Source organism: Acidovorax sp. AC410, assembly GCF_979253235.1.
Genome location: NZ_CEEDCG010000001.1, coordinates 5,604,401 through 5,624,584 on the forward strand (window position 1 = coordinate 5,604,401; position 20,184 = coordinate 5,624,584).

Sequence of the window (20,184 nt, forward strand, 5' to 3'; positions counted from 1 at the left end):
GGCAGCGTGCCTTTTCTGGCCCGGGTTCAGGACAGCGCCGCCCAGGCGGACGACACTTCGGGGCTTCGCTGTCGGATCACCTGCTTGGCGACCTCGGCCAGCAGCGAGGCCCGGCCCAGGCCCGTGACGGCAACCACGCGGGCGGGGCTGCCTCGCCCAGCCGCGAACTGAACCTCCACCATGCCGGCCGCCTCCAGCACCCGCAGCATGTCCACCTCCGCTTCATCGTCCACCTCGAACGGAAGCATCTCGGCAGCGATCACTTTCAGGTACTCCATCGGCATAAGACCCCCGGCGTATTTGGTGACAGCGCATTCTGAACCGCGGCCCGTGAGGGGAGGGCAACCATTCGCAACAGCCCTGGGACGGGAGTGGTTTCGATGCAGTGCAGCACAAAAAGAAAGCCCGCGTGAAGCGGGCTTTCTGCTTGCCGCGAGGCAAGGGGGATGTCGACTGCGGTATCGACAAGCCGATGGTATGCGGGGGCGTGGGCGGGCGTTGTAGGACGGCAGCGCAAAGCATGCACGTTGGTCACAAGGCCCAGGGGGGTGGTACTTCCTGGGCAAGCAGCGCGCCCGCCAGGGCCACTTCGTCGCGGTCCCCCTGGCTGTGGCGCATGAACGCCGGCAGGTCCGCGGCCAGGCGTGCAAAAAAAGCGTTCCGGTTGAAGGCCGTACCTTCCAGCACGCGCCCGGTCTCCTCCAGCACGCGCCGGGCACCGCTCTCAACGGCCCTGCGGGCGCGCAGCGCCACCACCATGGCGGCATCGCCGGGATGGGCATCGATCCAGGCCGCGCTGTCGCGCAATACGGCGGCGGTACTGTTCAGAACCACATCCACCCTGCCCAGGGCGGCAGCGCGCATGGCATGCAGCGGGTGGGTGGATGAACACTGCTGCACCGCCGCATACAGCACATGGGCCGCAGCCCGAATGCCACCATGCCAGCACGCGGCAATTCCAGCCCCGCCATGCCAGTAGCCACAGCGCCGCATGAAATCGCCGGGGGAACCGAGCAGTGTTGCGGGGGTATTTTGGAAGGTGACGTCCGCACAGCCAGCATCGGCCATGCCCACGGCATGCCAATCGTTGGTATGGATACCCACGCTGGGGTGGTCCAGCTCCACCGCCATGAGTTGCGGTTGCTGCCCTGGAAGCCAGGCGGTGATCAAGGCATGGCTGGCACCCAAGGCCCCCGCACACGAGGCTTTGGAGCCTGACAGCACGAACCCCGCAGCGCCCCGGTCCACAGCCTCCAGTCGGCGACCTGGTGACTCGGCCGCCCACATGGCCCAGACCGCACCTGGGATGCGCTGCTCGCTACCGAGCTCGCGCAGGATGGCCAGCGCGTCGGTATGGCTCTCGTACAGCCTGGCCAGGGACAGATCGTGGCTGGCCACCAGGCTCAGTGCCTGCCAACGCTCCAGCGTCCGGCCCGTGCCGGGCTGGGGCAGGTCGGCCAGGCCGTTGTCCACCAGGTGCCGCAGCTGCCGGATCACCGGGGCAGAACCCATCGACGCGAGCGCGCCAGGCAAAGCCTGGGCGGTGCTGAAAAGGTTTTGCGAATCGGTCATCATGGCGGCACCTCTTGGCCAAAGGGGGCCTGGCTGCGGCAGCCGCAGTGGCAGGGATGACGAATCGTACGGATCGACCGGATCCAGCCTTGTAGGAAGATGCAGATACGGCGCATAGGCGCCGGGAGCAATCGTTATCCGATTGAATCAGTCCACGACCACCCCGGCATCGCGGATGACCTTGGCCCACTTCGTGGTTTCGCCGGCGATGAAGGCATCGCACTCCTGCGGGGTGGAGCCCTCGGCAAACGTGCCCATGCTCTGCTCCAGCCGGCGCGACACCTCGGCACTGCGGATGATGCGCGCGACTTCGGTGGACATGCGCTGCACGATCTCGCGCGGCACACCCGCCGGTGCCAGCATGGCGGCCCAGGTGCTGCCGACGATGCCGGGATAGCCTTGCTCGGCAAAGGTCGGCACGTCCGGCAGCGCGGGCACGCGCTTGTCGCTGGCCACGCCGATCAGGCGAATCTTGCCGGCCTTGGCGGGCTGGATCAGGTTGGGCGGCGGGTCCAGGAACAGCGGGATCTGTCCGCCCATGAGGTCGGCCAGCGCCGGGGACGCCCCCTTGTACGGCACATGCACCATGTCCACCTTGGTGACCAGGCGCATGAGTTCGGAGGTCAGGTGCGCGGCCGAACCGGCCCCCGACGACGCGAAGCTCAGCTTGCCCGGGTTGGCGCGCCCGTAGGCCACGAGCTCTGCCGTGGTCTTGTACGGGGCATTCGTGGCGACGGCCGCCACCAGCGGCGAAATCCCCATCAGGGACACGCCCACCAGGTCCTTCTTCGGGTCGTAGGGTAGCTTGGGGTACAGCGTGGTGTTGGCCGCATAGGCGGCAATCACCACGGCAAAGGTATGCCCGTCGGGCGCGGCCTTGGCGACGGCATCCACGCCGATGATGCTGTTGGCACCCGGTTTGTTGTCGATCACGACCGGTTGCCCCAGCGCCTGTTGCAGCCCGACCTGCAGCAGGCGCGCCATCTGGTCGGTGAAGCCGCCCGCGGTGTAGGGCACGACGATGCGTATCGGCTTGCTGGGCCACGCTGTGTTGGCCCAGGCGGGTGCTGCAGCGGCGGCGATGCCCGCCGTGGCGGCTGCCAGCAGTCGGCGGCGGTTGAGGGGTTTGTTGTTGTGCATGCTTGTCTCCTGAAATGGTGAAATGTCGCTTCCGGTTGCGCCTTACAGCGCCTTGACCAGCTCCGGCACCGCCGCAAACAAGTCCGCCTCCAGCCCATAGTCCGCCACACTGAAGATCGGTGCCTCGGCATCCTTGTTGATCGCCACGATCACCTTGGAGTCCTTCATGCCCGCCAGATGCTGGATGGCCCCCGAGATACCCGCTGCGATGTACAACTGCGGCGCCACGATCTTGCCGGTCTGGCCCACTTGCCAGTCGTTGGGTGCATAGCCCGCATCCACCGCGGCGCGGCTGGCACCGAGGGCCGCCCCCAGCTTGTCGGCCAGCGGGGTCATCACTTCGTCGAACTTTTCCTTGCTGCCCAGGGCCCGGCCACCGGAGACGATGATCTTGGCGGCGGTCAGCTCGGGGCGGTCGCTCTTGGCGATCTCGCTGCCCACGAAGACGCTCTTGCCCGCATCCGCCGTGGCAGCGGAGGTTTCGGTGCCTGCGCTGCCACCGCTGGCCGCTGCAGGGTCGAAGCCCGTGGTGCGCACGGTGATGACCTTGGTGGTGTCCTGGCTCTGCACGGTGGCAATGGCGTTGCCGGCGTAGATGGGGCGCTCGAAGGTGTCCGGGGAGACCACCTTGGTGATGTCGCTGATCTGGGCGACGTCGAGCTTGGCGGCCACGCGGGGGGCCACGTTCTTGCCGCTGGCAGTCGCGGGGAACAGGATGTGGCTGTAGTAGGAGGCGATCGCGAGGACTTGCGCGGCCACGTTCTCGGCCAGGCCGTGTTCCAGGCCGGAGGCATCGGCGTGGATCACCTTGGCCACACCCGCGATTTGTGCGGCGGATTGGGCTGCAGCACCGGCATTGTGGCCGGCGATCAGCACGTGGACGTCGCCGCCGCAGGCAATGGCGGCGGTCACGGTGTTCAGGGTGGCGCCCTTGACGGCGGCGTTGTCGTGTTCAGCAATAACGAGTACCGACATTTAGATCACCTTCGCTTCGTTCTTGAGTTTCTCGACCAGGGCGGCGACATCGGCCACCTTGACGCCGGCACCGCGCTTGGCGGGCTCGGTGACCTTGAGGGTCTTGAGGCGCGGCGTGACGTCCACACCCAGGTCTTCGGGCTTGAGGGTATCGAGCTGCTTCTTCTTGGCCTTCATGATGTTGGGCAAGGTGACGTAGCGGGGCTCGTTCAGGCGCAGGTCGGTGGTGATGACTGCGGGCAGGGTCAGGGCCAGGGTTTCCAGGCCGCCGTCGACTTCGCGGGTCACGCTGACCTTGTCGGCAGACAGTTCCACCTTGCTGGCGAAGGTGGCCTGGGGCAGGTCGGCCAAAGCGGCGAGCATCTGGCCGGTCTGGTTGGCGTCGTCGTCGATGGCCTGCTTGCCCAGGATCACGAGGCCTGGCTGTTCCTTGTCGACCAGGGCTTTGAGGATCTTGGCCACGGCCAGGGGCTGCAGTTCGACGTCGGTTTCCACCAGGATGGCGCGGTCGGCGCCAATGGCCATGGCGGTGCGCAGGGTTTCCTGGCACTGGGCCACGCCGCAGGAGACGGCGATGACTTCGGTCACCAGGCCTTTTTCTTTCAGGCGCACGGCCTCTTCGACGGCGATTTCGTCAAAGGGGTTCATGCTCATCTTCACGTTGGCGATGTCCACACCCGTTTGGTCCGACTTGACTCGGACTTTGACGTTGTAGTCCACCACGCGCTTGACGGCGACGATTGCTTTCATGGAATTCTTTCTGGAGTGGGTGGAAGGCTCAGCGGGCGAGGCCTGCCAGGCGTTCGTGGATCAGGGCATGGGCCTCGGCCATGGTCCGGTCGATCAGCTGCTGCACCGTGGGCACATCGTGGATCAGGCCGGCGACCATGCCGCAGGACCAGGCGCCGGCATCCATTTCGCCGCTTTGCATGATGCGCGGGTAGACGCCTGCGACTTCGGGCAGGATGTCTTCGAAGGTGATCGCCGCGCCCAGCTCGCGCTCCTTGAGCAGCAGCCGTTCCACGGCCGCGTTGCTCAGCACCCGTTCGGTGTTGCGCAGCGGGCGCATGACCAGGCGCGTATCGAGCTCGCTGGCCGCGACGATGGCGCGCTTGACGTTCTCGTGCACTGGCGCCTCCTGTGTGGCAATGAAGCGCGTGCCCATGTTCATGCCCTCGGCGCCCAGGGCCAGCGCGGCCACGAGCGAGCGGCCATCGGCCATGCCGCCCGATGCGACGAAGGGGATGGTCAGTTCTTCCGCGGCCCGCGGCAGCAGGATGAAGTTGGGCACATCGTCCTCGCCGGGGTGGCCGCCGCACTCGAAGCCGTCCACGCTGATCGCATCGCAGCCGATGGCCTGGGCCTTGAGTGCATGGCGCACCGAGGTGCACTTGTGGACGACCTTGATGCCGGCCTCCTTGAGCGCCGGCAGCCACTTCTGCGGGTTGTTGCCCGCAGTCTCCACCACCTTCACGCCGCCGTCGATGATGGCCTTCACGTAGCCCGGGTAGTCGGGCGGGTTGACCGAGGGCAAAAAGGTGAGGTTCACGCCGAAGGGCTTGTCGGTCATGGCGCGGCAGCGCGCGATCTCGCGGGCCAGCAGCTCGGGTGTGCGCTGGGTCAGCCCCGTGACCATGCCCAGCCCGCCCGCGTTGGAGACGGCCGACGCCAGCTCGGCCAGGCCCACATGGTGCATGCCGCCCTGGATGATCGGGTGCTGTATGCCGAAGAGTTCGGTGATGCGTGTCTTCATGGCCGTGTCACTCCGAGGCGATGGACTTGTCGCGGATCAGTTGGCCCCACTTGGCATAGTCCTGCTGCAGGTGCTGGCCCATCTGCGCCGGATCCTGGAAGCGGGCAATGGCCCCCGCGTGCAGCAGCTTCTCCTGGATTTCCTTGTCGGCCAGGATCTGCCGGACTTCGCCGGCGATGCGATCCACCACGGCCTTGGGCGTGCCTGCGGGAGCCAGCAGCCCGCCCCAGGACACCGCGTCATAGCCCTTGAAGCCCTGCTCGGCGATGGTCGGCACGTCGGGCAGCATGGCCACGCGCTGGGGCGACCCCACGGCGATGGCACGCAGCTTGCCGGCCTTGATGTGGGGCAGGGCGGCCACCAGGTCGGCATACATCACCGGCACCTGGCCGCCGATGGTGTCGGTGATGGCCGGCACGCCGCCCTTGTAGGGCACGTGCTGCATGTCGAAGCCGCCCATCTGCTTGAGCAGCTCCATGCTCAGGTGGCCGAAGCTGCCCGCGCCGGAGCTGGTGTAGTTGAGCGGGGTCTTCTGCGCCTTGGCGTTGGCGATGAGCTTGCGCAGGTCGGTCACGTCCGGCAGTTGGGTGGGGTTGACCACCACGACGATGGGCAGGTCGTACACCGTGGCCACGGGGGCGAAGTCCTTCACCGTGTCGTAGCCCGCCTTCTTGTACAGGTGGGGCGCCAGCAGCGTGGGGGTGGCCAGCATCATCAGCGTGTAGCCATCGGGCTCGGCCTTCATCACCTGCAGCGCAGCGATGGAGCCCGAGGCGCCGGGGCGGTTTTCCACCACCACGGCCTGCTTGAGGCGCTCGGCCAGCTTCTGCCCGACGATGCGCGAGGCCGTGTCAGTCGGGCCGCCCGCCGGGAAGGGCACGATCAGCTTGATGAGGCTGGCGGGCCAGGCGTCCTTGGCGCTCTGGGCCAGGCTGGTGCCCAGCAGGCACGTGCTGCCCAGTGCGGCCAGGCCCTGCAAAGCGGTGCGGCGATTGAAGTGCATTGTCATGGTGTCGTTGTCTCGGGTGTTGTTGATGTCGGCAGGCGATGGAGAAAAAAGCGGTTTCAGGCCGGTGGAGCCTGCTCGGGCAGGGTCAGCACGCCGCGCTGCTGCAGCTGCAGCAACTGCTCGTCACCCAGGGAGAGCAGGCGCTGCAGCACCTCGCGCGTGCCTTCGCCCAGCGTGGGCGGAGCGTTGCGCACGGGCAGACGCTGCCCGTCCAGGCGGTAGGGTGGTGCGAACACGGGCGTGGTGCCGGTCACGGGGTGGGGCATGTCCTGCACCAGGCCGCTCGCGCGCGTGCGCTCGCTGGTCAGGGCCTCGTGCAGGCCTGCAACCCTGCCGCAAGGGATGCCGGCCACCGTCATGCGCTCGATCAGCACGTCGCGCTTGAACGAGTGGATCATGGCGTTGAGCAGCGGCACCAGTGCGGGGCGGTTCTTGGCGCGCTCCACATTGGTGGCAAAGCGCGGGTCTTCGACGATGTCGGGCCGCTCGATGACCACACGGCAGAACTTGTCGAACTGCGCGTTGTTGCCCACCGCGATGATCAGCGGGCCGTCCGCCGCCTCGAACATGCCATAAGGCACGATCGAGGGATGGGCGTTGCCGTAGCGCGCGGGGTCACGGCCCAGCTGCAGCGCATCGAGCCCGTAGTAGCCCGTGACCATGATGCCGCAGTCGTACAGCGCCATCTCGATGAGCCGGCCCTTGCCCGTACGCTCGCGGCGGAACAGCGCGGCCAGCACGGCCTGGGCCGCATGCATGCCGGTCACAAGGTCCACCACCGCCACGCCGAACTTCAGGGGCGGCTGCTCGGCTTCGCCGTTGAGCGCCATGAGGCCGGCCTCGCCCTGGATCACCAGGTCGTAGCCGGGGCGCTTGGCCTCGGGACCGCTCGCGTCGTAGCCGGCCACGGCGCAGTAGATGAGATCGGGCCGGAGGGCCTTGAGCTGCTCGTAGCCCAGGCCCAGCTTCTCGGCGCCGCCGGTCTTGAAGTTGTGGATCACCACGTCACACTGCGGCAGCAGGTCGTGGATGATCTGCAGGCCCTCCGGGCTTTGCAGGTCCAGCGTGATCGACCGCTTGTTGCGGTTCATGCTGTTGTAGTAGGTGGTCTCGGTCTTGCCGATGCGCATGCCCCAGTCGCGCGTGTCGTCGCCGCGGCCCGGGTGCTCGACCTTGATGACCTCGGCGCCGAAGTCGGCCAGCACCTGGCCGCACAGCGGCCCGGCAAAGACCCGCGACAGGTCCAGCACGCGCACCCCTTCGAGGGGCAGGTCGATTTCCTGGGACGGTTGTTGGGTGGTCATGGTTCAGTCTCCTTAGGGTGTCCCGGAAAATTGGAGCCCGGGGTCAGCCGGGCTGTCCCAGTGCCATGTAGCGCGCCAGGTGGTGGTCTTCGTCACCCAACTGGTGGTCGATCATCACCAGCCGCTTGGCATAGTGCGAAAGCGGCAGCTCCCAGGTCATGCCGATGCCGCCATGCATCTGGATGCTCTCTTCGGAGACCAGGGTGCCGATGCGGCCGATGGTGAACTTGGCGGCCGACAGCGCGCGCTCGCGCGCCACCCGCTCGGCGTCCATGGCCGCAGCGGCGTTGATGACGGCCGAGCGCGACTGCTCCACCTCCAGCAACAGGTCGGCCATGCGGTGCTGCAGCGCCTGGAAGCTGCCGATCGGCACGCCGAATTGTTTGCGCGTCTGCAGGTATTCGAGCGTGTCCTTCTTGGCCACTTCCATCGCGCCCAGTGCTTCGGCGCACAGTGCCAGCACGCCCCAGCCCACGGCCAGCTCCAGCGTGGCAAAGCCCTGGCCCTCGGCGCCCAGCAGCGCGTCGGCGCCCAACTGCACCTGCTCGAACGTGAGGTCGGCCGCGCCCCCGCCGTCGATGCGGCCGTAGCCCCGGCGCACCACGCCCGGCGCATCGGCGGGTACGAGGAACAGCGAAATGCCGTCCTCGCTGTCCACCGCGCCCGCAGTGCGGGCAGACACCAGCAGCAGTTGCGCCTCTCCACCCTGCAGCACCACGGCCTTGGCGCCCGAAAGTGCCCAGCCCTGGCCATTGCGCACCGCCTGCGTGGCCACGCGCGTCAGCTCGTAGTGGCTGCCGGGCTCATCGTGCGCCAGCGCGGCCACGGTGCTGCCGTCAATCAGGCTGGCGATGCGCTCCTTCTGCGCGGGCGAGCCAGCGGCCCCCAGGGCGCGGCCGACCACCAAGGCACCCAGAAAGGGCTCCACCACCAGGCCACGGCCCAGGGCCTCGAAGACCACGGCGATATCGAAGCCGGCACCGCCAAAGCCCCCATCGGCCTCCGGGAAGAGGGCGCCGATGGCGCCCAGTTCGGCAAACTGGCCCCAGAGTGCCGGCGACATGCCGGTGCTGCCATAGGCAATGGCGTTGCGGGTCTCCATGGGGCACTGCCCGGCCACGAAGCGGTCCAGGGTGTCCGCCAGCATGCGGCGGTCTTCGGTGTGTTCAAAGTTCATCGCATCAGCCTCACAGGCCCAGGATCATCTTGGAGATGATGTTCTTCTGGATTTCGTTGGAGCCGCCGAAGATCGACAGCTTGCGGTAGTTGAAATAGTTCGCCGCCACCGTGGCCGCCTCGGCGGGGCCTGCGGATGCGTCGGCCATGTCCTCGTACTGCGCTTCCTCGATGTAGGGCAGGGCATACGGGCCCATGGCGCGGCGGATCAGCGACAGGATCTCCTGGCGGATCTCGGTGCCGCGGATCTTGAGCATGGAGCTCTCGGCCCCCGGCACCCCGCCACCAGCCACGGCCGCGATCACGCGCAGGTTGGTGGTCTTCATGTTCTCGAGGTCGATCTCGACTTTGGCCATGCGGGTGGCGAACTGCGGGTCCTGGGCCAGCGGGCGGCCATTGCGCTGCACCTTGGCGGCGATGACCTTGAGCTTTTCGAGCGCGGCCACCGAGAAGCCCACACCGGCGATGCCGGTGCGCTCATAGGTCAGCAGGTACTTGGCGTAGGTCCAGCCCTTGTTCTCCTCCCCCACGAGGTTCTCGGCCGGCACGCGCACGTCGGTGAAGAACACCTCGTTGACCTCGCTGTCGCCATCGAGCGTGCGGATGGGGCGCACCTCCACGCCCGGGGTGTCCATGTCCACCAGCAGAAAGCTGATCGCCGCCTGGGCCTTGGCCTCGCGGTCGGTGCGCACCAGGCAGAAGATCATGTTGGCGTGCTGGCCCTGGGTGGTCCAGGTCTTCTGGCCGTTGACGATGTAGTGCTCGCCCTCTCCATCCGATCCGCGCACAGCCGTGGTCTTGACCGAGGCCAGGTCCGAGCCCGCGCCCGGCTCAGAGTAGCCCTGGCACCACCAGTCGGCACCGCTCAGGATGCGCGGCAGCCAGTGCTGCTTTTGCGCCTCGTTGCCGTATTTGATCAGCACCGGGCCCAGCATGTTGAGCCCGAACGGCACGATGCGCGGCCCGCCCGCGACGGCGCACTCGGTGTCGAAGATGAACTTCTGCACCGCGCTCCAGCCGGGGCCGCCGTACTGTTCGGGCCAGTGGTTGGCCAGCCAGCCGCGCGCGTTGAGGATGGCATGCCATTCCTCCTGGTCGGCCTTGGTCAGGCGCTGCCCAGCCTTGACCTTGTGCGCCAGGGCAGCGGGCAGTTGCTCTTTCAGAAACGCCTGCACTTCCTCGCGGAAGGCCTGCTCCTGGGGGGTGAATTGGAGATCCATGTCGTGCCTCGCTTCAGAATATTTCAAACAGCCCGGCAGCGCCCATGCCACCGGCGATGCACATGGTCACCACGCCCCATTTCGCCTTGCGGCGCCGGCCTTCGAGCAGGATGTGGCCGGCCAGGCGCGCGCCCGTCATGCCGAAAGGGTGGCCGATGGAGATGGCGCCGCCGTTGACGTTCAGCCGCTCCATGGGGATGCCCAGGCGGCGCTGGCAGTACAGGGCCTGGGACGCGAAGGCCTCGTTGAGCTCCCACAGACCGATGTCCTCGACGCTGAGGCCATGGCGCGCCAGCAGCTTGGGGACGGCGAACACCGGGCCGATGCCCATTTCGTCGGGCTCACAGCCGGCCACGGCCATGCCACGGAAGGCGCCCAGGGGCTGCAGGCCCAGGCGCTCGGCCTCCCTGGCCTCCATCAGCACGCAGGCCGATGAGCCGTCCGACAGCTGCGAGGCGTTGCCGGCCGTGACGAACTGGCCGGGGCCCTTGACGGGCTCGAGCGCCAGCAGGCCTTCGAGCGTGGTGCCGGGGCGGTTGCAGGTGTCGCGCGTGGCGACCACCTCGCGGTACGTGACCTCGCCGGTGTCCTTGTTCTTCTCAGCCATGCGCGTGGCGCAGGGGATGATTTCACCGTCGAACAGGCCCGCCGCCTGCGCGGCCGCCGTGCGCTGCTGGCTTTGCAGCGAGAAGGCGTCCTGGTCCTCGCGCGAGATGCCGTAGCGGTGGGCCACCACGTCGGCCGTGTCGATCATGGCCATGTACAGCGCAGGCTTGTGCTCCACCAGCCAGGGGTCCATGTCGGTGGGCAGGTTGTTGCCGGGGCGCATGCCCGAGATGGTTTCCACCCCACCGGCAAGCATCGCCGGCACGCCTTCGGCCACGATGCGGCCGGCGGCAATGGCAATGGACTGCAGGCCCGAGGCGCAAAAGCGCGTGACCGTGGTGCCCGCCACCGACAAAGGCAGCCCGGCGCGCAGCACGGTCTGGCGGCCCAGGTTGCGGCCCTGGAAGCCGTCGGGGTTGCCGCAGCCCAGGATGAAGTCCTCGAACATGGCGGGGTCCACGCCCGCGCGCTCGACGGCGGCCGTGAGGGAGAACGCGGCCAGCTGGGCGGCCGGCGTGGCATTGAATTCGCCGCGGTGCGACTTGGCCAGCGGGGTGCGGGCGGTGGATACGATGACGGCTTCGCGCATGGTGTGTGTCTCCTGGTTCAGGCGGGTTGGTTCAGACTGTCGAAATTGCGGCCCTCTGCAACGAGCTGTTCGAGCAGGACGGCGGGCTTCCAGAACAGGGGGTCGTCCTTGGCGAATTCGCGGATGTCGGCCAGCACCTGTGGCAGGCCCTGCATGTCCGCCCACTTCATGGGGCCGCCGCGAAAGCGCGGAAAACCGTAGCCGGACAGAAAGGTCACGTCCACATCCAGCGGGCGCAGGGCAATGCCCTCTGCCACCACCTTGGCACCTTCGTTGACCATGGCGGCCATGTAGCGGCGCATGATCTCGTCGGCGTTGAACGGGCGCGGCACCACGCCTTTTCGGGCGCGCTCGGCATCGACGATGGCCAGCACCTCGGGGTCGGCTTGGCCGACACGGGCCCCCTCGGGGTAGAGGTAGAAGCCCCTGCCGGTCTTCTGGCCGAACCAGCCGCGCTCGCAGATGCGGTCGGCAATCTCCACGTAGCGCGCCTTGGGGTCACGCGTGGCGGCGCGGCGCTTGCGCGTGGCCCAGCCGATGTCGCCACCGGCCAGGTCGGTCACCTGGAACGGGCCCATGGGGTAGCCGAAGCCGCGCACGGCCGCGTCGATCTCGTACGGGCTGGCGCCGTCTTCCATGAGGTAGTCGGCCGCCTGCTTGTACACGGCCAGGATGCGGTTGCCGATGAAGCCGTCGCACACGCCGGCACGCACCGGCACCTTCTTGAGCCGCTTGGCCAGCTCGAAAGCGGTGGACACCACGTCGGCGCTGACCTGGGCCGGCACCACGATCTCCAGCAGCTTCATGATGTTGGCGGGGCTGAAGAAGTGCAGGCCGATCACGTCCTGCGGGCGCGCCGTGGCCGCCGCAATGGCGTCGATGTCCAGGTAGGAGGTGTTGGTGGCCAGCACGGCGCCGGGCTTGCACACGCGGTCAAGCTCCCGGAAGACTGCCTTCTTGACCTCGATGTCCTCGAATACCGCTTCGATCACCAGGTCGGCGCTGGCAATGTCCTCATAGCGCGTGCTGCCGGTGTAGCGCGCCAGGGTGGCGGCCTTGGCCTCGGCGCTCATGCGGCCCTTGGCCACCAGGGCGTCGTAGACCTTCTCCACATGGGCCCGGCCGCGCGCGATCGATTCCGCGTCGCGCTCGATCATGGTCACGGGCAGGCCGGCGTCCAGCGCCGAGACGGTGATACCGGCGCCCATGGTGCCGCCGCCGATCACGGCGATGGAGGCCACAGGGCGCGGCGCGGCGGCCTTGGCCTCGGGCACCTTCGCGACTTCGCGCTCGGCAAAGAAGGCGTGGATCAGGCCGGCGCGCTGCGGGCTGTCCAGGCAGGCGAGGAACTGGGCGCGCTCGAACTGCATGCCTTGGTCAAAAGGCAGGTCGAGCGCGGCCTGCACGCAGTCGATGATCTTCAGCGGCGAGAACAGGCCGCGCGCGGCCTTGGCGGTGTCGGCCCGGAGGGCATCGAGTTCGGCCTGGGCGGCGGCCTTGTCGGCCAGGCGGCCGGGCAGGGCGCTGGTGGGGCGCACCGGTGCCTGGCGAGCCAGCAGCTCGCGCACATGGGCCAGGCCGGCGGCCACGGGATCGCTGCCCTCGGCCACCGCATCCACCAGGCCAGCCGCCAGCGCCGCCTGGGCGTTGAGGTGCTTGCCGCTGAGCATGAGTTCGGTGGCGGCCTTCACGCCCATGAGGCGCGGTGCGCGCTGCGTGCCGCCGGAGCCGGGCAGCAAGCCCAGCAACACCTCGGGCAGGCCCAGTTGGGCTCCCGGCAGCGCCAGCCGGTAGTGGGCCGACAGCGCCACTTCCAGGCCCCCGCCCAGCGCCGCACCGTGGATGGCGGTCACCACCGGCTTGCTGCAGGCTTCGATGCGCTGGCAGACCTCGGGCAGGGCAGGCGGCACGGGCGGTTTGCCGAACTCGCGGATGTCGGCCCCGGCGATGAAGGCCCGGCCTTCGCCCACGATGAGCACCGCCTTGATGCCGGCATCGGCCTCGGCCGCTGCGATCGCCGCCAGCAAGCCCTGGCGCACGGCAGCCCCCAGGGCATTCACCGGCGGGTTGTCCACGCTGACCAGCAGCACGCCCTCTTGTGGGGTCCACCGAACGACAGAAGCAGGGGCTGGAAGGGTCACGCGCATGTCTCCTCTATGGGCTTTTAGGAAACCGGGATTCTTGCGGTGACAATGATTTATAACAATCCCAGCTTGAATTGACAGACTGTCAAAATTTTTGAAACAATCGACCGATGGACTCCCATTCTTTGGCCTTGCTGGTCGAAATCATCGACAGCGGCAACCTGAGCCAGGCCGCGCGCAAGCTCAAGGTGTCCCGCGCCAATGTCAGCTACCACCTGACCCAGCTCGAAAAGTCCGTGGGCGTGCAGCTGGTGCGGCGCACCACTCGCCGGGTGGAGCCCACCGAGGTGGGGCTGCGCCTGTACGAGCACGGCCGCAGCATCCAGAACGAGATGCTGGCGGCGCGCGAGACCATCGCCACCCTGGGGCAGGGCCTGCAGGGGCGCGTGGGCATCAGCGTGCCCAGCGGCTATGGGCAGATCGTGATGAGCGACTGGCTGATCGAGTTCAAGCGCCTGTACCCGGGCATCGTGCTCGACGTGCTGTTCGAGAACCGCGCCGACAACCTGCGCGACGAGGTGGACATCGCCATCCGCGTGATCCAGGAGCCGCCGCTGTCCCTGGTGGCACGCAGCCTGGGCACAGTGCGCTACATCGCCTGCGCCTCGCGCGCATTTGCCCAGGAGCACGGCCTGCCGCAGACGCTGCTGGAGCTGCGCAGCGCGCCGCTGATCACCGCTGGGGTGACGGGTCGCCAGCTGCGCCTGAGTGCCTACCAGGGCGAAGAGCGCCAGGAGCTGTTGCTGGAGCCCACGCTGATCTCGGAGCATTTTCCGTTTTTGCGCCAGGGCATTCTCGCGGGCCTGGGCGTGGGCCTGGTGCCCGACTACGTGGTGAAGGACGCCATCGAGTCCGGCGAGGTGCTGAGCACGCTGGATGACTACCGCCTGAGCATCTTCGGCACCCGCATGCACCTCTTGTACATGCCCAACCGCCACCAGACGCGGGCGGTGCGCCTGTGCATCGAATTTCTGCTCGACAAGGCGCGGGCCGCGCAAGGGGAAGAGGGGGAGGGCGCATGAACGCCACCAAGGCAACGCCGTTTTCGGGCTTCGATCTGTCCGGCTTCTGGGAAGACAGCCACTACGCCCGCAAGGAGTATGTCGAGCCACCGCCCACGCCTGCAGCCATTGCCGCCGTTGAGGCCGCGCTGGGCTACCGGCTGCCGGCCAGCTACATCGCGCTGATGCAGTCGCAAAACGGCGGCATTCCGGCCCGCCGCTGCTTTCCCACCGACCAGCCGAGTTCCTGGGCCGACGACCATGTGGCGATCAGCGCCTTCAAGGGCATTGGCTTCGCACAGCAGTGGAGCCTGTGCGGCGGCCTGGGCAGCCGCTTCAAGATCGAGGAGTGGGACTACCCGGACATCGGCGTCTACTTCGGCGACTGCCCCTCGGCCGGGCACGACATGATCGCGCTCGACTACCGCGCCTGCGGGCCGGCCGGCGAGCCGGCGGTGGTGCATGTCGACCAGGAAAGCGACTACCGCATCACGCCGCTCGCACCGGATTTCGAAGCCTTCGTGCGCGGCCTCGTGCATGAATCCGCATACGAAGACGACCCCGAGGACGTGAAGCACGACGCGCTGCTCCATGTGCGCAGCGCGCCGTTCAACACGCGGCTGCACAAGCTGTGCGAGCAGTGGCCCGACCCGCGCATGCCTGCAGCCATCCGCCACTTGGCCGAGGCCATCGTGGAGGACAAGGGCTTTTTCGCGCTGCATGCGGACGCGAACTCGCACCGGATGTACGCCACGCAGTTCCTGCTGCTCAGCCACAGCCGGCCGGTGCGCTCGATGGAAGGCTTCATGCAGTCCTACCCCGGCGTCATCGCGATGGTGGGCAGCGCACATTTCGGCACTGGCGGATGGGCACCGGGCTTCGTGGAAGACTGGTTCCAGGCGCGCGCCAGTGCAGGCGAACTGGTGCAGGTGGATGGCGATTGGGACTTCAGCGCCGATTTCCGGGCGGCGCTGCTGCGGCAGCTCACCGATGTCCGCCCGGAGGCCACATGAACGGCCACGCGCGCCGCACCCTGGCCTTCCTGGCCGTGCTGGCCTCCATGGGCATCCTTCCCGCCGCTGGGGCCGAGCAGGCGGCCACCGTCCATGTCGCGGCCTGTGGCATCGAATTCGATCTGCCTGCCGGCTATAAAGTTACCCGGCCCCAACGTTCTGCGGATGAACGCAGGGGCCACACGTGCGCCTTCGACATCGTCAAAGTCCGGGCCGAACCCGCACCCCGCGGCGAATGCAAGGACCAGGAGGAGGGCGGCCAGCCGCCCTACAAGGTGTGCGACTGGAGGATCGATGCCGGCCCTCCAACGCCCAGTGTGCGGGTGACGCGCGCGGGCCCCGGGGGAACGGCGCTCTTGGAGTCCTTCACGCGCGCCGAGGATGGCCGCTGGATGGTGCCGAATGCGCAGGCCGGCGACCAGCCGGCCCAAGCCACCGACTTCTGCGGCAAGCCCGCGTGGAGAGGCGAGACCATCGTGCGCATGTTCTGGCTGCGCACGCGCACCCCGTACACGGGCATCTATGCCGGTTCGGGCAGCACCGAGGTCACGCTGGTGCAGTTCGCGCCCAACCTCTTCGTGCAGCTGCAAAACCCGCCCATCGACGACACCGGCGAGTTCTCGGTCTTCTGCGCCAGCCTGCGCCTGGGCGTCCGTGCGCAGGATCTTCCGTAGCGCTGGTCGTCGCCCGCATCAACCTTGGGCGTCTTCTTCCAGCAGCCGCGCAGCCGGGCTGGCGTCCGATGCCCGGAAATACCCCAGCAGGCTTGCCACACTGCGATGGCCCGTCATGGCCATCGTGTCGGCCATGGGGACTTTCTGGGTGGCGGCCTCGGTCACGAAGCCGGAACGAAGCGAGTGCGCTGAAAACACATCGGGCAGGCCGGCGGCACGGGCCCGCTCCTGCACGATGTCGCGCACCGCGGCCGCCGACAGCGCCTCACCCAGCCGGCCGCCTTTTCGCACGCGCCTGAAAATCGCCCCTTCGGTGATGCCAGTGGCCGCCAACCATGCCTGCAAGGCCTCGCCCGCCATTCCCTGGATGGGCTTGTGGTTCTCCGGCCGGTCCGAACCGGTCTGGTTGGTCTTGGAGTGGGCGAGGGTGTAGACGAACGAGGCCGGCCCGCTTTGCCGCAGGTGCCTGATCTGCGCCGACGAAACCTCCGAGCGCCGCCGACCGCCGCTGGCGAAGGCAAACAGGAGGAGGGCGCGATCGCGCAGGCCCTTGAGGGTGGAGGCATCGCAGGTCGCCAGGATCGCCATCAACGGGTCCTTGGTCAGTGCGTTCTTCTTCTGGGGCAAGGCCCCCCGTTTGGCATAGGCACGGCGGGTCTTCGACAGCAGTTCACGCACTTTGGCGTCCTGGCAGGGATTTTTCATGTCCCGTATTTGGTGGGCCTTGGACAGCACCGACACCCGATGCACCAGGGTGCTGAGCGCCATGGGCCCCAGCTTGCCCTTGAAGCCTGCTTCGACAAGCGTCGCGTCCATGGCCGCAGGCAGCTCGTGGACCAGGCCCTGGGCGCTCGTTCGTTGGGCGTGGTCAACGATGAACTGGAGAACGGCGCTCGGCGGCAGCGGCAGCGTGATCGGCTGGCCATAGCGCACGTTGAACCAGGCGGCCCAGTAGCGCAGGGCGGATCGGTAGCTGGCCAGGGTGTTGGCGGATTCCCCCTCGCGCATCAGCTGATCGACGGCAATCGCCGTGACATCCGAGAGCACGCCAGGCTCCAGCACGGCATGCGTTTTGAGGGCTGGCAAGCGCATTGGTACTTCTTTCGGCCGACTATTGAATTTTTATTACATATGATGTATTGTTTACTACAAATTCAACAATCCACCCACGATAATCTTCTATTATCGTGGGTAATTCAGAATGGAGTTCGGCCATGCAGCCAAAAAGTGTGAGGGGCCCTCGCGGCGTGCAGATGCAAGAGGTGTGGGCCGCTGCGGACGCTGTTCTCGCCCTGGGGGAGAGACCGACCATTGAACGGGTGCGTCTGCAACTGGGCCGCGGTTCGCCCAATACGGTGGGGCCCATGCTCGACGGGTGGTTTGGCTCACTGGCCGGAAGGCTGCAGGCGCCAGCCAATCCGGATGACGGACCGCCAGATGCCGATATTCCCTTACCGGGGCCCGTCATGAGGGCGGCAAAAACCCTGTGGGGAAGGGCGCTCCAGCATGCGGATGAGCAGGCGGCCGCCCAGTTGGCAGACGCCCGCGCCGAACTGGATGCCCAGGCCGAAACACTGCGCCAGGAGCAGGATGGGCTGGCGCGGGAAAAGCAGCGCCTGGATGACCGCAGCGCGGCTTATGCGGTGGCCATGCAGGCCCGCGATGCCCAGGTCGCCGACTTGGTGCGCCAGACCCAGGAACTGCAGCAGCAACTGCAGGCCTGCCAGCAGCAATTGGACAGCGCACGCGCCGAGGGCGTGCAATTGCGCCAGGCTGTGGATGCGCAGCGGCGACGCCTGGAGGCCAGAGAGATGGAACACCAGGCCGAGCGCTCCCGGCTCGAAGAGCGCTCACAGGCCCAGGAACGCAGGCTGCATGCCGAGGTCGACCGGGCCCGCCAGGAATCCAGGCGCCTGGCGCTGCAGCTGGAAGGCGACGGCAAGAAAGCAGCCAAGGCCCTGGCCGATGCGCTGGACAGGGCTCGGGAGCTCGACGTGCATATGGGCGCCCTGCAGATCGAAAAAGCAGGCCTGTCCCAAGAACTGCAATCCGCCCGCGACGAGGTGCAAGGCCTGCAGGCGAAACTCGATGCGCGCAGCAGCGACATGCTCGCCGTGCTCAACGAACTGCGCGACCGGCTCCCCACGACGCCGCCAGCGCCCGCTCCGGGGGCTGCACCAAAAGCGAGGGTGCGCAGGAACAGGGCCTAGGCTATTTGACGTCCTTGAACCCGTCGGAGCACGCCCGCTTGTAGACACGATCGAAAATCGATTGCTGCCAGGACCCCGCGGCGGTGTCCATCGGGTCCCGCATCGATTCACCGAGGTCATCCACCATGAAGCGCCGGAACCCGAGGTACGTACCCGAGCGGTCTTTCGCATTGATCTCGCCACAGAGCGTGACCTTGGAGTCGCCATGCTCCGACAGGAACAGCTGGCGGAACTTGGTGCCCTTGGGATGGGGCAAGGTGTCGAGGATGGCCGTCTTGGACTCGGCCACGCTGAAGGATTCCCTGGCCGACTGGGCAGCCACGGTGGTCGAGACAAGGACGGCCGCTACCAGGAGCGCTCGTTGGAGATGGCAAATCAGCATGGCCGCGATCATAGGGCGGCGGGTCGGCTTCGACTGGTCGGACCAGCCTGGAGCTCAAATCCCTGGGAAGCAAAAAGAAGAGGAAGGGGCGGGAGCAAAGAGGGATCGGCCAGACAGGCCTGGAATGCCTGGGCAGAAATCACTCAAATTGCGCTTCTTTTATTTAACATAATATACATCGTATCTAGTCTTAGGCATCAAGTTGCAGGGGGCTGAACCCGGCCCCACCCAGCACTCGATCTGGTTGGTGGCACCTCGGCATGGACCTCAGATTCGGCGGCTGAACGCGGCCACACGCAACTGAGGTTTCCGACGAACGTCTGCTCAGTCTGGCTTGAAGCCAGAGGCCTTCACCGGCTGCTCCCAGCGTTTGAGCTGCTCGGCTTGCAGCTTCTTGAGCCCGGATGAATCCAGGTAGTCGGGAACCAACCCCAGCGCGGAAATCCTGTCCCGCACATCCTGGGCGCGAAGCGCCTCGGCGACGGCCCGTTCGATACGCTGCACGACTGCCGGCTGCATCCCCGCAGGACCGTACAGACCGAAGTACCCATCCGCAGTCATGTTGATTCCTGCTTCCTTCAACGTAGGCACGTCGGGCAAAGCGCTGGAGCGCTCCTGTCCAGTCACCGCGACAATCCGCACCCTGCCCGCCTTGTGATGCTCCAAGGTCTCAGAGGCTGTGTCCACCATGAGAGGGAGCAGCCCAGCTACCAGGTCTTGCGCTGCGGGTGCGCCCCCTTTGTAGGGTATGTGGGTAAGACTGACGCCAGTGGTCTGCGAAAGCAGCACGCCCGTAAAGTGGCCCAATGTGCCGGCTCCCGAGGTGGCGAAGTTGGCTTTGTCAGGGTTCGCCTTCATCCAGGCCAGCACATGCTTGATATCGCGTTGGGGACCTGCAGGCCCGATGGTGAGGGCAAAGTCGAAGCTCGCGGCACGCGCGATCGGCGTGAAGTCCTTCACGGCATCGTACGGCAGATTGGGATATAGCCAGGGAGCCACCACCAGCGTGCCACTGGTGGCCATGACCAGGGTTTGCCCATCCGGCGGCAATCGTTTGAGCTCAGCCATCGACACCCGTCCCGATGCGCCCGGCTTGTTCTCGACGACGACATTTTGCCCCAGCGAAGCGCGCAGCTTGTCGGCAAGAATTCTCGTCAATTGGTCGGATGAACCACCGGGCGCGAACCCAACAATGAGCTTCAGGGTCCGGTCTTGCCCAGATGCTGGCAAAGCAAGTGAAAGTGCTGAGGCTGCAGCTGCTGCGGAAAAGATTCGTCGCTTCATTCTGGGTGTCTCCTGGCTTGTCGCTCTGTTGCGGTTGATGGAAAGGGGAATCCGGTGCGTAAAGGAGAAGTATTGGACGAGGCATTGGCGTCGATCAGGCCAGCGATGCGCGCAGTTTCAAAGGCTGGAGTG

General features: G+C 66.9%; 19 protein-coding genes. 4 read left to right on the plus strand and 15 right to left on the minus strand.

The genetic code is table 11. The annotated features are described in order from the left end of the window. Positions 1–26: 26 nt before the first annotated feature. The 12 genes from AC0IZS_RS25985 to AC0IZS_RS26040 all read right to left on the minus strand — a co-directional run bounded on the left by AC0IZS_RS25985 (position 27) and on the right by AC0IZS_RS26040 (position 13,485). Positions 27–278 (minus strand): hypothetical protein, encoded by a 252-nt coding sequence (locus AC0IZS_RS25985; RefSeq protein WP_471638316.1) that lies wholly within the window; start codon positions 276–278, stop codon positions 27–29. A 253-nt stretch (positions 279–531) separates the two neighbouring features. After that, positions 532–1,572 (minus strand): acyl-CoA dehydrogenase, encoded by a 1,041-nt coding sequence (locus tag AC0IZS_RS25990; RefSeq protein WP_471638317.1) that lies wholly within the window; start codon positions 1,570–1,572, stop codon positions 532–534. A gap of 147 nt (positions 1,573–1,719) precedes the next feature. Next, a complete protein-coding gene (locus tag AC0IZS_RS25995) occupies positions 1,720–2,712 on the minus strand; it encodes a tripartite tricarboxylate transporter substrate binding protein (protein WP_471638318.1) in 993 nt (330 codons plus the stop codon). Between the two features lie 42 nt (positions 2,713–2,754). Further along, a complete protein-coding gene (locus tag AC0IZS_RS26000) occupies positions 2,755–3,687 on the minus strand; it encodes an electron transfer flavoprotein subunit alpha/FixB family protein (RefSeq protein ID WP_471638319.1) in 933 nt (310 codons plus the stop codon). After that, the gene (locus tag AC0IZS_RS26005) at positions 3,688–4,437 is read right to left on the minus strand and encodes an electron transfer flavoprotein subunit beta/FixA family protein (protein WP_471635480.1); all 750 of its coding nucleotides are present in this window, start codon (positions 4,435–4,437) and stop codon (positions 3,688–3,690) included. It abuts the gene before it with no gap. 28 nt (positions 4,438–4,465) lie between these two features. After that, entirely contained in the window at positions 4,466–5,440 is a 975-nt protein-coding gene (locus tag AC0IZS_RS26010) for an NAD(P)H-dependent flavin oxidoreductase (RefSeq protein ID WP_471638320.1), read from the minus strand. A 7-nt stretch (positions 5,441–5,447) separates the two neighbouring features. Next, complete coding sequence (locus AC0IZS_RS26015) at positions 5,448–6,443, minus strand: Bug family tripartite tricarboxylate transporter substrate binding protein (RefSeq protein ID WP_471639576.1); 996 nt, start codon at positions 6,441–6,443, stop codon at positions 5,448–5,450. 62 nt (positions 6,444–6,505) lie between these two features. Next, a complete protein-coding gene (locus tag AC0IZS_RS26020; protein ID WP_471638321.1) occupies positions 6,506–7,753 on the minus strand; it encodes a CaiB/BaiF CoA transferase family protein in 1,248 nt (415 codons plus the stop codon). Between the two features lie 43 nt (positions 7,754–7,796). Then, positions 7,797–8,930 (minus strand): acyl-CoA dehydrogenase family protein, encoded by a 1,134-nt coding sequence (locus AC0IZS_RS26025; protein WP_471638322.1) that lies wholly within the window; start codon positions 8,928–8,930, stop codon positions 7,797–7,799. Between the two features lie 10 nt (positions 8,931–8,940). Further along, entirely contained in the window at positions 8,941–10,149 is a 1,209-nt protein-coding gene (locus tag AC0IZS_RS26030; RefSeq protein ID WP_471638323.1) for an acyl-CoA dehydrogenase family protein, read from the minus strand. Between the two features lie 13 nt (positions 10,150–10,162). Beyond that, entirely contained in the window at positions 10,163–11,344 is a 1,182-nt protein-coding gene (locus tag AC0IZS_RS26035) for an acetyl-CoA C-acyltransferase (RefSeq protein WP_471638324.1), read from the minus strand. A gap of 17 nt (positions 11,345–11,361) precedes the next feature. Further along, positions 11,362–13,485, minus strand: coding sequence for a 3-hydroxyacyl-CoA dehydrogenase NAD-binding domain-containing protein (locus tag AC0IZS_RS26040; protein ID WP_471638325.1), 2,124 nt, complete (start codon positions 13,483–13,485; stop codon positions 11,362–11,364). A 113-nt stretch (positions 13,486–13,598) separates the two neighbouring features. On the opposite strand from AC0IZS_RS26040, the gene AC0IZS_RS26045 reads away from it, so the two are divergent. The 3 genes from AC0IZS_RS26045 to AC0IZS_RS26055 are packed head-to-tail and all read left to right on the plus strand — an operon-like array spanning position 13,599 to position 16,176. Next, positions 13,599–14,510 carry a LysR family transcriptional regulator gene (locus AC0IZS_RS26045; RefSeq protein WP_057202981.1) on the plus strand — a complete coding sequence of 304 codons (912 nt, stop codon included), beginning with the start codon at positions 13,599–13,601 and terminating at the stop codon, positions 14,508–14,510. After that, a complete protein-coding gene (locus AC0IZS_RS26050; protein ID WP_471638326.1) occupies positions 14,507–15,502 on the plus strand; it encodes an SMI1/KNR4 family protein in 996 nt (331 codons plus the stop codon). Before AC0IZS_RS26045 ends, AC0IZS_RS26050 begins: the two co-directional genes overlap by 4 nt. Beyond that, a complete protein-coding gene (locus AC0IZS_RS26055) occupies positions 15,499–16,176 on the plus strand; it encodes a hypothetical protein (RefSeq protein ID WP_471638327.1) in 678 nt (225 codons plus the stop codon). Before AC0IZS_RS26050 ends, AC0IZS_RS26055 begins: the two co-directional genes overlap by 4 nt. 18 nt (positions 16,177–16,194) lie before the next feature. Here the strand turns inward: AC0IZS_RS26055 and AC0IZS_RS26060 are convergent, their stop codons facing one another. Beyond that, positions 16,195–17,268 carry a site-specific integrase gene (locus AC0IZS_RS26060; RefSeq protein WP_471638328.1) on the minus strand — a complete coding sequence of 358 codons (1,074 nt, stop codon included), beginning with the start codon at positions 17,266–17,268 and terminating at the stop codon, positions 16,195–16,197. 161 nt (positions 17,269–17,429) lie between these two features. Here AC0IZS_RS26060 and AC0IZS_RS26065 point away from each other — a divergent pair, with 161 nt between their 5' ends. Further along, positions 17,430–18,386, plus strand: coding sequence for a DNA-binding protein (locus tag AC0IZS_RS26065; protein ID WP_471639577.1), 957 nt, complete (start codon positions 17,430–17,432; stop codon positions 18,384–18,386). A 1-nt stretch (position 18,387) separates the two neighbouring features. On the opposite strand, the gene AC0IZS_RS26070 is transcribed toward AC0IZS_RS26065, so the two are convergent. Together AC0IZS_RS26070 and AC0IZS_RS26075 are read right to left on the minus strand one after the other, a co-directional pair. Further along, complete coding sequence (locus tag AC0IZS_RS26070) at positions 18,388–18,768, minus strand: hypothetical protein (RefSeq protein ID WP_471638329.1); 381 nt, start codon at positions 18,766–18,768, stop codon at positions 18,388–18,390. A gap of 324 nt (positions 18,769–19,092) precedes the next feature. Continuing rightward, entirely contained in the window at positions 19,093–20,052 is a 960-nt protein-coding gene (locus AC0IZS_RS26075) for a Bug family tripartite tricarboxylate transporter substrate binding protein (RefSeq protein WP_471638330.1), read from the minus strand. Positions 20,053–20,184: the final 132 nt, after the last annotated feature.